9 protein-coding genes are annotated in these 12291 nt (G+C 64.8%); 3 read left to right on the top strand and 6 right to left on the bottom strand.

The window, feature by feature from the left end; all coding sequences use genetic code 11:
* Positions 1 to 40 precede the first annotated feature (40 nt).
* Complete coding sequence (locus AACY13_RS02165; protein ID WP_339458963.1) at positions 41 to 748, top strand: PqiC family protein; 708 nt, start codon at positions 41 to 43, stop codon at positions 746 to 748.
* A gap of 45 nt (positions 749 to 793) precedes the next feature.
* Here the strand turns inward: AACY13_RS02165 and AACY13_RS02170 are convergent, their stop codons facing one another.
* The gene (locus AACY13_RS02170; protein WP_339458965.1) at positions 794 to 2332 is read right to left on the bottom strand and encodes an AhpA/YtjB family protein; all 1539 of its coding nucleotides are present in this window, start codon (positions 2330 to 2332) and stop codon (positions 794 to 796) included.
* 166 nt (positions 2333 to 2498) lie between these two features.
* On the opposite strand from AACY13_RS02170, the gene serB reads away from it, so the two are divergent.
* Positions 2499 to 3713: a phosphoserine phosphatase SerB gene (gene serB / locus AACY13_RS02175; RefSeq protein ID WP_339458968.1), complete on the top strand. Its 1215-nt coding sequence runs from the start codon at positions 2499 to 2501 to the stop codon at positions 3711 to 3713.
* A 129-nt stretch (positions 3714 to 3842) separates the two neighbouring features.
* Here the strand turns inward: serB and AACY13_RS02180 are convergent, their stop codons facing one another.
* From AACY13_RS02180 to AACY13_RS02200, 5 genes are all read right to left on the bottom strand, one after another.
* Positions 3843 to 5912 carry an EAL domain-containing response regulator gene (locus tag AACY13_RS02180; RefSeq protein WP_339458970.1) on the bottom strand — a complete coding sequence of 690 codons (2070 nt, stop codon included), beginning with the start codon at positions 5910 to 5912 and terminating at the stop codon, positions 3843 to 3845.
* Positions 5913 to 5975: 63 nt separating this feature from the next.
* Positions 5976 to 7781, bottom strand: a complete 1806-nt coding sequence (locus tag AACY13_RS02185; protein WP_339458973.1) for a molecular chaperone — start codon at positions 7779 to 7781, stop codon at positions 5976 to 5978.
* A gap of 198 nt (positions 7782 to 7979) precedes the next feature.
* Entirely contained in the window at positions 7980 to 8843 is an 864-nt protein-coding gene (gene asd / locus AACY13_RS02190; protein ID WP_339458974.1) for an archaetidylserine decarboxylase, read from the bottom strand.
* 33 nt (positions 8844 to 8876) lie between these two features.
* On the bottom strand, positions 8877 to 9692 hold the full coding sequence (locus AACY13_RS02195) for a rhodanese-like domain-containing protein (RefSeq protein ID WP_339458977.1): 816 nt from the start codon (positions 9690 to 9692) through the stop codon (positions 8877 to 8879).
* Between the two features lie 109 nt (positions 9693 to 9801).
* Complete coding sequence (locus tag AACY13_RS02200; RefSeq protein ID WP_339458980.1) at positions 9802 to 11316, bottom strand: HDOD domain-containing protein; 1515 nt, start codon at positions 11314 to 11316, stop codon at positions 9802 to 9804.
* Positions 11317 to 11436: 120 nt separating this feature from the next.
* On the opposite strand from AACY13_RS02200, the gene motA reads away from it, so the two are divergent.
* Positions 11437 to 12288 (top strand): flagellar motor stator protein MotA, encoded by an 852-nt coding sequence (gene motA, locus AACY13_RS02205; protein ID WP_339458982.1) that lies wholly within the window; start codon positions 11437 to 11439, stop codon positions 12286 to 12288.
* Positions 12289 to 12291: the final 3 nt, after the last annotated feature.

Genomic DNA, 12291 nt, shown 5'->3' on the forward strand with positions numbered 1-12291 from the left:
ATTTAGACATGCCGGCGCGTTTGCCGGCTGGGTGTAGGTCATGACTGTAATGCGTTTTCCTGTTGTCCTGCTGCTGGCGGGGGTGCTTGGCCTGGCGGGCTGTGCGCGCTACCAGCAAACGGCGTTGTACCAGCTCGATGGCGGCAACCTGAGTGTGCCGACGGCCAATCAGGGGCTGGCGGTGCTGCTCGGGCCGGTTTCGATCGCCGATTATCTGCAGCGCGAGTCCCTGCTGCAGCGCCAGCAGGACGGCAGCCTGACCTCGGCCGAGAGTGCCCGCTGGGCTGGTAATCTGGCCGCCGAGCTGGATCAGCAGTTACTCCGCCAGCTGGCTTCGCGGCTCAATAGCCAGCGCCTGGTCGCGGCCCCCGCGGCCCCGGGCTTCAAGCCCCAGGTAAAGGTTGCCCTGTCGATTACCCGGCTCGATTCGGGGCCGCTACGCCCGGCGGTGCTGGAGGCGCAATGGCGTCTTTCGGCGGCCGACGGCAAGCTGCTCGATGGTCGTCTGGTACGCCTGGAGGAGGCCCATCAGGGGTCCATCGCCGATCAGGTACGGGCCCAGAGCCTGGTGGTGCAGCAGTTGGTCGAGCAACTGGCTCTGGCCGTCGAGGAGTACGCCGTGCCGGCCCCGGTGGCGGCACAGCCTGCGCCCAAGCGCAAGCCGGCCAAGCCTGCGCCGCAACCGCCGACCCCGCAGATTCCGGTGGCCGAGCCGCAGCGTATCGAAGGCGAAGTCTTTCGTTTCTGAGTAAGAGCGCTTGAGTCGGGCCAGCCGTCAGGCGGGCCCGTCGGCTCAGTGGCTCTCGTGCATGCGCGCCAGTTGCCGCTCCAGCAGCGAGGGGTAGGGCTCCAGTAGACGCTCCACACAGCACGCCCCTTGTGGGCTGGCGATGGCGCGAATGCGCGCGCACTGGCGTACCAGCGGGTCGTCGGCGACGCTGCGCTCGACCAGTAGCAGGTTGCGGCTGTGCTGCGACAGGGCCAGGGCATTCTGGGCGGTTTCGCTGAGCAGCAGGTCACCCTGGCTCAGCTCGAGCAGGTCTTCGCCCAGGGTCAGGCCCAGCTGCAATTGCAGGGTGATGCCGCTGTCGGCCACTTCGATCTGCAGGGCATGGCCCAGGGCGCGCATCAGTTCGCCGCAGCAGAGGGCGTGGGTCAGGTAGTCTTCGCCGCTGTCCTGGCGATGGAACAGCATCAGGCTGCTGCCGTCGCTGAGGGTGTGCAGTTCGGCCTGATAGAGTGACGCGGCCTGGTCCAGGCAGTCGCGGTAATGCTGCAGCAGTTCCAGCAGGCGCGCCCGTGGCAGGCGGCGCAGTTGCTCCTGGGCACCCAGCTGAATGGCCAGGACGGCACTGGGCTGCGGCTCGTTGCTGGCAACGGGGACACTGACAGGGGCGGGGGCCTCGTCGAAATCGTCCTCGTCCTCGACACGCAACTCGGCAAAGGGGTCTTCGTCTTCCTCAAGCACGCCGTCCGCATTCGGCCCGGCAGACACGGGCTCCTGCTCATCGAGCTCGTCGAAATCCTGCTCGCGCAGGTCGGGCACCTGGAAGTCGGGGGCCTCGTCGAACGGTTCGTCCTGGTAGTCGTCGCTGTCGTCCGCGTACGGCTCGTCGTCGAAGGCCTGAGGCTCTGGCTTTTCCGGGACCAGGCGGGCTTGCAGCTGGCGCGCCAGGTCGCCGATTTCGTCCTGACGTCCCGCGCCAGGGGCGGGGTCGTCCGGGTCGCGTAGCCAGACCCGCAGTTGCAGCAGCGGGGTGGAGATATGCCGGCCCAGGCGCATGCTCAAGGACAGGGTCAGGGCCAGCAGGATCACGCTGAGAATGCCCATGCTCTGCAGGCTGATGGTCATCGGCTGCTGGAATTGCTGCATATCCAGGCTGATGCGCAATTGCCCGGCGATCACCTCCTGGAAGGTGATGGGGGTCGAATATAGCCCCTCGGTCTCCCCCAGCATGCTTTTGCTTGGGCGTGCGCCGGCCTCGGCGAGGATACGGTTGTCCACGCTGTAGATGGCGGCGTGGGCCACCAGCGGGTTTTTCACCAGGTTGTTGAGCAGCACGTTGAGGCTGAGGATATCGTTGGATACCAGCAGCTCGGTGGCCGAGGTCGCCGTCTGGGTGATCAGGCTGGTGCCCAGGGCTTCGGCCTGCTGTTGCATGGCGTGCTTGAACTGCATGCCGATCACCCAGCCGTAGATCACCAGGGCCAGGGCCACCAGCAGCAAACTATGGCTGACGATGCGCAGCGCCAGGGGGATACGCCGCTGACGCAGGGCCTGGAACAGCAACAGGAAGAAATTATCGGGTTTAACGGGGGCGGGCCGGTTCACGGGGCTCGGCTCTTGTCGACTGGAGTTGGCGCGCAGTATAGCGGCCGCCCAGCGGCGGGCAAAGCGCTGCGTTGGCGGCGAAAATGGGTAGAATGTGCGCCCTTTCCCCGGTTTGCTGAGTGTTCAGCGGGCCGTCAGCCATCCATCATGCCCCGGAGGGTGCGCCTTGCGCGAAATCGTCCTGATCAATATCACCGGTGAAGACCGTCCCGGCCTGACCGCCGCCATCACTGGGGTGCTGGCCCACGGCGGGGTCAATATCCTCGACATTGGCCAGGCTGTTATCCACGACACCCTGTCCTTCGGCATTCTGGTGGAAATTCCCGATACCGAGCGCGCCTCCTCGGTGCTCAAGGACATTCTGTTTACCGCCTACAAGCTCGATCAGCAGGTGCGCTTCACCCCGGTCTCCGAGGCGGACTATCAGCAGTGGGTCGGCGGCCAGGGCAAGGCCCGGCATATCGTCACCCTGCTGACGCGCAAGGTGACCGCCGAGCAGTTGCAGCGGGTCAGCGCGATCACCGCGCGCTATGACCTCAATATCGACCATATCGATCGCCTGTCCGGGCGTATGCCGCTGGATATGCCGGCCGAGCAGGGCAAGGGCTGCATCGAGTTCTCGGTGCGTGGCGAGCCCGCCGATCCGGCCGCCCTGCGCGCCGAGTTCCTCAGCGTGGCCCAGGAGCTGAACGTCGATATCGCCTTCCAGCGCGACTCGTTGTTCCGCCGCAACCGCCGCCTGGCGGTGTTCGACATGGACTCCACGCTGATCGAGGCGGAAGTGATCGACGAGCTGGCCAAGGCCGCCGGGGTCGGCGAGCAGGTGGCGGAAATCACCGAGCGGGCCATGCGCGGCGAGCTGGATTTTGCCGCCAGCTTCCGCGAGCGCCTGGCGCTGCTCAAGGGCTTGCCGGAAACCGTGCTGGCCGATATCGGCGACTCCTTGCGCCTGACCGAGGGGGCGGAGACCCTGTTCAGCGAGCTGCGCCGCCTGGGTTACAAGACCGCGATCCTCTCCGGTGGCTTCACCTACTTTGCCAGGCAGCTGCAGGCCAAGCTTGGCATCGACTATGTGTTCGCCAACGAGCTGCAGACAGTCGATGGCCTGGTCACCGGCGTGGCGGTGGAGCCCATCGTCGATGCCCAGCGCAAGGCCGACCTGCTGCGCGAACTGGCCGCCAAGGAAGGACTGCGCCTGGAGCAGACCATCGCCGTGGGTGATGGGGCCAACGATCTGCCGATGCTGGCGATTGCCGGCCTGGGCGTGGCGTTCCGGGCCAAGCCATTGGTCAAGCAGTCGGCCAAGCAGGCGATTTCGACCCTGGGCCTGGACGGCATTCTGTACCTGCTCGGCTTTCGCGACCGCGACGGCCTGGAGTAGGCGTACAGGCACAAAGAAGCCGCCCGAGGGCGGCTTCTTTGTGCCTGCTGTCCTGGCGGCCACCCCTTCGGGGGCGTCGCTGGGCAACGGCAAAAATGGCTCACGGCCATTTTTTGTAGCTGCGCGGCCTTACTCGTCGCCGGCCGAGAAGTCGTAATCCATCGACTGGCTCGGGCCTTGCAGATAATGGCCCTGGATATAGTTGACCCCGGCCTGCCAGAGGGTGGCCAGCACGCTGGCCGTCTCGACGAAGGGCACAATGGTCAGCTTGGCCTGGGAGTGCAGGCTGGCCAGTAGGGTTTTCAGCGCCTCCTGATTCTCTGCATTGCCCAGGTCCTGGGAGAAGGAGCTGTCGATCTTGACGAAATCGATATGCAGGTGCTTCAGGGTGTTGAACGGGTTGAGCGAGCAGCCGAACTGGCTCAGGGCCACCTTGCAATGCAGTTCGTTGAGACCCTGGGTCAGGCTCTTGGCCTGCTTCAGGTAAGCGATGGCATCCGGTTCGCTGAACTGGAAGACCAGCGAGTCGGACGGCAGGCGGGCGGCTTTCAGGGCGACGCTGAGCCAGGGCAGCAGGGTCTGGTCCTGCAGGCTGGCGCTCGACAGATGCACGAACAGGCGGGTGTTGTGGCCTTTGCTGCGGTGGTCGGCCAGCAGCTTGATCGAGTTGAGAATGACCCAGCGATCGATCTTTTCCGCCATGCCGGCCCCCATGGCTGCGGCGAACAGCTCTAGGGGAGGGATATCTTCGCCTTGCGGGCTGACCAGGCGCAGCAGCGCCTCGTAATGTTCGTAACTGTCGCCGCGCAGGCTGATGATCGGCTGGAACAGCAGGCGGAAACTGTTGTTTTCCAGGGCCTGCTGAATCATCGCGATGATATTGCCGCGGCTGGCGGCCGCCGCCAGTTCGTCGGCCGGGTTGAATAGTTTCAGCGCGTTGCCTTCTTTCAGTTCGTCGGCGCAACGGTGGGCGCGGTCGACGACTTCCTGGGCCTTGGCGGTCTTCTCGTTGAGTCCGGCGACGCCAATCGACAGGCTGGTCTGCACGGTGCGGCCGCTGACATCGAACAGATGGCCTTCGACCTTCTTCAGCAGCGCAGCGAGGTGTTCCTGGCACTTCTCCGGTGCCTGGCCCGGCTGCAGCACGGCAAACACGTCGTCGCCAAAGCGGGCGATCTGGGCCTCGCCGTTGAAGTGCGCGCGCAGCAGATTGGCCAGGTCGGTGAGCAGCAGGTCAATGCCCGCCAGACCGATATCGGCCAGCAGGGTGGCGTAGCGGTCGACCTGGATATAGGCCAGGCAGGCCGGCTGGCCGGCGTTGACCGCGCGTTCTGCCGCCGAGTCCATCAGTTCGAGGAAGTGGATGCGGTTAAACAGGCCGGTCACCAGGTCCTGGCTGCTGATCTCGCGCAGTTTCTCTTCCAGCTCGGCGTTGCCGCTTTGCGCGCGAATCACCACCTGAATGCAGGGTTCGCCATCGTAGGTAGCTGGGGAGAAGCTCATCTGCGCCGGGAAGCCCTGGCCGTTGGCCTTGATTCCGGTGCAAGCCAGTTCGTCGTGGCCTTCGACGTCCTGGTAGTTTTTCAGGAAGTCCTTGAAGCTGGCCTGATCGCTGCTGCCAATCAGATCGATCATCGGCATGCCTTCCAGCTCGTCGGCATCTTCATAGGCGAAGAGCTCAAGGTAGGCGCGGTTGGCGTAGATATGCATGCCGTCGTGCACGTAGGTGATGGCATCGACGGAGCTGTCGAGCAGCAGCTGGCAGCGTTTCTCCGCTTCGCGCAGGGCGACTTCGGAGGCGCGGCGGGCGCGGCGTTCCTCCAGGTTGCTCAGCTCGCGCTTGGCCACCAGCACCAGGCGCTCATCCTCGCCTTGCGGCAAGGCGTCCTGGGCCCCGAGCAGCAGGGCTTCGGTGACGCTGTCGGAGTCGTTGTCGGCCAGCAGCTGGATCACCGGAATGTCTTTGGCCAGGCGGCGAATGCAGCCGATGGCCTCGCTGGGCGGCAGCTGTTCGCTGCTCGGGGCACAGATCAGCAGGTCCCAGGTTTGCTGCAGGATGTCGAGCAGGTCATCGCTGGAACTCAGGCGATGCACGCGGGTTGCCCGGCCCGAATTACGGAACAGGCTGACCAGGCGCTCGGCCTCGTTCTGCGAGTCCTCGAGAATCAGTAGCCGAATAGTTTTTTTTTCGATGGCCATGGCTTAGATCAAGTCTGCGCCGAACGGGCGCGAAAAGGCGACAAAAGGGGGTGCGAGGGCAATCTACAGCGACTTCCAGAGTGAGTCAAAGTCTTCCTCCCCGCCTGCGTCGTGGCTTTTCGCCGCTGTGACGGGCTTCCCGTGGTCGCTGGGCGGTTGCTTGACGCTGCGGTATTCGAACTGGTTGAAACTGCCGGTGCTGGTTTGCCGATGGCTGAGAATGGCGTGCGTCTCTTGACCGTTGCTATTGATCAGCACCTTGTTGCCTTCCTGGAAGGGCAGGCGGGCGGTAATCAGGCTGGCCGGGCGCGAGATGGCGCTGATTTCCGGCAGCAGCAGGGCGCGCAGGTAGTGGCTGTTCTGTTCGGCCTTGCGCAGCAGTTGCAGGCCGCAGGGCTGGGCGTGCGGGGCGATCAGTTCGATGCCCATCTGCGTGCCGCCACCGCGTACCTGGCGGATCCAGCGCACCACCGCCACGCTCCAGCCTTGCTGCGGCAGGCCCTGGATGCCGAGCAGTTCGCCGGCCTGGAGCTGGTTGGGAACGTCCTTGGGCCAGGACAGGCAGTAGCCGCCTGGGCTGATATTGACGATCGACAGCGGATAGGTGGGGTAGCTTTCCGGGTCGCTGTTCTCGCTCGATTGCAGTGCCTGCGTCGGCTTGCTGTACTGGATTTCCTCCATGGGCAGGCGCTGCTCCCACTCGCCGACCTTCTGCACATCGAAGGCCTTCGACCAGATGTCCGGCGCTCCGCTATCCACCTTGAACACCGGGGCGGTTTTCTGGCTCGGCAGTTTCAGTACGTCATGGAAGGGGCGCTGTCCGGCGAGGAAGAAATGCAGGGCGCTCATGCCGATACAGATCGTCAGCTGGCCGCTGGCCTGGCTGCGCTGAAAGGTGCGCTCGGCGATATCGCCCCAGGCGGCGGCCAGGTGTTGCAGCATGTCCTGGCTGAAGCCTTCGGGGGCGACGAGGCGTGACTTGTCCAGGCTCTCCGCGGGCAGCAGCAGGTGCTCCTTGATCGCGTCGACCAGGTGGCTGGGGTCTATGCCGAGGGTGCTGGACAGTTCCTTGTCTTGAAACAGGGAGGTGTAACGAGGCGGCCCGTCTTGCTGGGGAGCGATGGCGAACAGGCTGGATGGGCTCTCGCCGGCCTGCAGGGTGACCAGGGTGCTCCAGGGTTCGAGAACTTCGGCAAGGCGGGCAATGGCATTCTGGCGCATCTGGTTGCAGCGCGCGCAGCCCAGAAGCAGGGCGACCAGATAGCTCTGCTCGACGCTCAGACCCTGGGCGTGCGAGGCCAGCGGGTCGCGGATCAGGTTTTTCTGCAGGCCGCGCTGGCGGGCGATCTGGTAGAGCTGGTGCAGTTCCAGCCACAGGCCTTCGGGGACCGGGCAGTACAGCTGGCTGGCGCGAATCAGCGGGCCGCACAGGCTGTGGCTGGCACGTTGCAGGGCAATATTGAGCAGCTGGTTGCGCTCGCGGCCGGTCTGGCTGACGAGGCGGGTGACGATCAGCTTGTAGCCGATGGCCAGGTGGTTTTGCAGCGCCTGGCACAGGTTGGCGACCTTGCGCGGGCGTTCGTCGAGGACGATGGCCTGGTTGAGGAAGTGGCGCTCCAGTTGCTTGCAGACGAAATAGACTTCGGGGCGCAGGATCTCCAGGAGTTGCAGGCGGTTGTCCGAGGGCGTCAGCAGCTGGTTGATCTCCACCAGTGCCTGGTACAGCTGGCGGGCGGTCTCGCCGATATTGGCCTTGGGCAGGCCGGCGATCCAGGTTTTCAGGTCGCGCGGGCTGGCATTGCTGAATGACAGACTCTGTTTTTCCGGTGTGGTGACGCGGAGCATCAGGTGAGAATTCTGTTTATCCATCTAGCTCGGCTACTCCGGCGCGCCGCCAGGGCGGGCGTTCTTATGCATGGTGTTCCGACTCTAGCAGCATCTCGCCGCTGTAGCAGCCAGCAGAAGGTCGGGCGCAGGGCCCGCGGCCACAGGATTGGCGTATGTCCTGTGGGTTTGCGGGCTGAGCGTTGGACCCCCGGATGCCGGCGGGGGTTCACCGTCTGCGCGTCAGCTGGCGCTGGCACCGCCCAGGCGCTGGCCCATCTGCACACCGCTGTTGGCCGCCAGTTGTTCGGCCCACTGCACCTGCTGCGGGCCGAACAGGACGATGGCCGTGGAACCGAGCTTGAAGCGGCCCAGTTCGGCCCCCTTGTCCAGGACGATGGGCGCGCGGGCGGCCTCGTCGTAGCTGAAACTTTTCAGGGCGCGTTTGGGCGGGGTGACCAGGCCGGCCCAGACGGTTTCGATGGAGGCGACTATCATCGCGCCGACCAGCACCACGGCCATGGGGCCGCGCTCGGTGTCGAACAGGCAGACTACGCGTTCGTTGCGGGCGAAGAGTTCGGGGACGTTTTCTGCGGTGTTCTGGTTGACCGAGAACAGGCGGCCCGGCACATAGACCATCTCGCGCAGGGTGCCGGCCAGTGGCATATGCACGCGGTGGTAGTCCTTGGGCGACAGGTAGATGGTGGCAAACTCGCCGCCCATAAAGGGGGCGGCACGCGGGCTGTCGCCACCGAGCAGTTCGACCAGGCTGAAGCTGTGGCCCTTGGCCTGGAAGATCCGCCCGTGCTCGATCTTACCCAGCTGGCTGACCGCGCCGTCGGCCGGGCACAGCACCGCGCCGGGGGTCGGGTCCAGAGGGCGCGCGTCCTCCTTGAGGGCACGGGTGAAAAATGCGTTGAAGTGTTCGAAGGCCTGCAGGTCTTCGACCTGCGCCTCGGCCATGTTGACCTGGTAGTGCTTGGCGAACCAGCCGATCAGTCGATTCTTGAACCAGCCGGCCCGGCATTCGGCCGCACAGCCGATCAGGCGCGACAGCAGGTGATGGGGCAGCAGGTACTGGCTGAGGATAAACAGGCGGTCTTTCATCGGTGTTCCTTTAAGTGGAAAGCGGGTAGCGCTTTATTGCTCGATCGGCGTGTCCGGATGGTTGCCCCACTCGCCCCAGGAGCCGGCATAGGCCTTGACCCGCGGGTAGCCCAGCGCCTTGGCGATCAGGTAGGTGAGGCCTGAGCGGTGATGGGTCTGGCAGTGGGTGATCAGTTCCTTGTCGGGGCTGATGCCCAGCGCACTGAGAATCTCGGACATGTCCTGGCGGATACGCAGGGCGCGGGCCTGGTCCATGGAGGCGGTCCATTCGAGGTTGACTGCGCCGGGGATATGTCCGCCTCTCTGCGCCAGTACCTTCTCGCCCCGGTATTCGGCGGCCGAACGGGCATCCCAGATGGCCAGGTCGGGAGCGCCGAGGCGGCTTTGCAGGTACTCGCGGCTGGCCGTGGGTTCCTCGCTCAGGGTCAGGCTGAGCGCCTGCTGCACGGCGGCGGGTTGTTCCGTACTGAGGGGCAGGTCTTCCGCCAGCCAGGCATGCAGGCCGCCGTCCAGGTAGTGGTAACGCGGGTGGCCGATCACGTCCAGCAGCCAGATAAAGCGCCCGGCCCAGCCGCCACCCTCATCGTCATACACCACGTAGACGGCATCGGGGTTATGCTCCAGTTCGCCGAACAGTTGCTCAAGCTGCGCCTGTTCGGGCAGCAGGCCGGGTGCCGGCGGTTGGCCCAGCTGGGTGCGCTTGGGGTCGACAAAGCGTGCGCCAGGGATATGCCCGGCGGCGTAGCGTGCGCTGCTGGTCAGGTCGACCAGAATCAGCTCGGGTGCATCCAGGCGACTGGCCAGTTGGGCCGGTTCGATCAGCAAGGGCAACTCAGCGAAGGCGGTCATGCCGGGCCTCTTTTGACGGGAAAAGGACGGATTGTAGCGGAAGCCGAGGGTCTGTTGCCGTTTCGCCGCGCGCGCTGTTGTTGCGAAACGTCAATGGACTCTAGCGTGTCTAGCGTGTGCGGCTGGCAAAGCTGGCCAGGGCGCGCTCGATGCATTGCACGGTTTTGCCGAAGCCCTGTACCAGAGCGTCGCCGAGGGGGCGACCATTCTGGTCGGCGAACACCAGCATGACCACGCGGTTGTTGCTGGCGATCGAGCGGATCAGCAGGTGTTCGCTGGGGAACAGGCTTTTCAGCGAGCCGGGCAGCAGTGCCGAGAACTGCGCGACGTTGGCGGGGCTCAGGCGCAGCTGCGCCGGGGCGCTGAGCAGTCGGCGCAAGACCTGGCTCTGTTGCGGGTCGAGGCTCAGTTGACTGGCCGCCGGGTCCAGGCCGCTGTGTTGTTGCGCCACCAGGCGGCTGTGGTTGCGGTCGCTGAGGAGTACCAGCACACGTTGCATGCCGCAGGCCTGCAGAGCCTGGTTGGCGCAGGCGGTGAGCTGCAGCACGTTGCTGAATGGGCTGGGCTGGGCCAGTAACTGGGCACAGTGCTGACGCCAGGCGCTGGGCGGCGGCGTCTTGGGTGGCTCGACGGCGGCCTGCAGGTGGCGCGCCTGCCAAGGCCAGAGTAGGGCTTCGGCCGGGTGCCAAAGGCCTGCGTGCGAGTGCTGGCGTGCGCTGTTCACGGCCTGCTGGTGCAGGGCCTGCTGCACCTCGGCCAGGGGCAGCTGGAGAAACAGGCCGGCGAGGCGTTGCCAGCGTAGGCTGTGCTGGCTGTTCCAGGCGTAATGGGCGGACAGGGCCAGGCCGTTGGCCAGCAGGATGCTGTTGGCAGGGTGGGTCAGCCAGCGCTGCAGGTTGCTGTCCGCGTCCAGGCATTGCTGCTGTTGCAAGGGGTGTTGGTTATTGCGGGCAATATGCAGGGCCTTGACCAGCAGGCGGCGGTCGTTGAGCAGCAGGCGGTAGCCCTGGGTGATCCACTCGGGCAAGCGCCAGCGCTCGCTCAGGGCCAGACAGAGTTGCAGCAGGGGGACGCCGAGGACGTCCTGTTCGACCCGCGTCGCCGGTTCGCCCTTGACCAGTACGCGCTGTTCCCAGACTTCGAACAGCTCGGGGTGAGCGGTCAGCAGTGCCCAGATGGGGGCCAGGAACAGCAGGCTGCCCCAGTGCACCTCATGCCACAGGCGCGCCAGGCGGCCGGCAAACAGGCCGTTGGCCTGCTGGCTGGCGTGCAGGCTGATCAGCTGGATCTGCCGCAGGGCTTTGGGCAGCTGCTGTTCGGCCAGGGCGGGTTGCTGCTCCAGGAGGGTTTCCGTGCGTTTCAGGCCCAGGCGGCTGATCGCTCCTTCCAGGCTTTCCGTCGGCTCTTTGCTGGTCGCGCCCTGGCGGTTGGCCTCGCGCAGCACGCTGAGCGCCAGCGCCGGGCAGTGCTGCATCAGCTCGGCAATCTCGCGTATCGAACTGTTGTTGTTGGCCAGGCCGCGGCGCAAGCGTTGCTGGCTTTCGCTGGACACGGGCAACGACTGCCCATCCAGCAGCTTCAGCCAGTTCGGGAGGGTGCGCGGGGGCGGTAGGGGTATGGGCATTCGGGTTGAGCCAAGCTGGCTTTTGACCTTAACTGGCTATAGTCTCGCGCAAATCTTCCGATAAATAGAAGGGTTGTTTTTTTCGGCCCCGTCTCCCCTTGGCTTTGGCATGTTTTCTCTATGGTAAAAATCATCGGCATCATCGTTGTGCTCGCCAGTGTGCTGGGCGGCTTTATGCTCTCCGGCGGCCAGTTTATGGCCCTGGTGCACCCCTTCGAGGTCTTGATCATCGGTGGCGCGGCCTTGGGGGCCTTTCTCCAGGCCAACCCGGGTAGTGCCTTTGTCCATGTGTCGAAGAAGTCGCTGAGTATGTTCAGCTCGCGCTTCAGCCATGGCTACTACCTGGATGTGCTGAAACTGATCTACGAGATTCTCAACAAGAGCCGCCGCGAAGGCATGATGGCCATCGAGGCGGATGTCGAAGACCCCGCGGCCAGTCCGATTTTCAGCAAATACCCGGGCATCCTCAAGGATGAGCGGATGACCGCCTTTATCTGCGATTACCTGCGCATCATGTCGTCCGGCAATATGGCCCCCCACGAGCTGGAAGGGCTGTTCGATATGGAGATCGCCAGCCTCAAGGAAGACCTCGAGCACCCGGCACATGCCGTGGCCAAGGTGGCCGACGGTATGCCGGCCATGGGTATCGTCGCGGCGGTACTGGGTATCGTGATCACCATGTCGATTCTCGCGGAGGCGGACAACGCCCAAATCGGCCAGAAGGTCGGTACCGCGCTGGTCGGTACCTTTCTCGGAATTCTGGCTTCCTACGGTTTCTTCGGCCCCCTCGCGGGTGCCCTGGAGCACGATGCCAAGGAAGAGCTGAACGTCTACGAGGCGATCAAGGCCGGTCTGGTGGCTTCGGCCTCCGGCATGCCGCCTTCGCTGGCGGTGGAGTTCGCGCGCAAGGTGCTGTATCCGGCGCACCGTCCGAGCTTTATCGAGCTTGAACAGGCCATGCGCGGGAGCTAAAGC

This window comes from Pseudomonas sp. EA_105y_Pfl2_R69, assembly GCF_963970915.1.
Lineage (GTDB): Bacteria > Pseudomonadota > Gammaproteobacteria > Pseudomonadales > Pseudomonadaceae > Aquipseudomonas.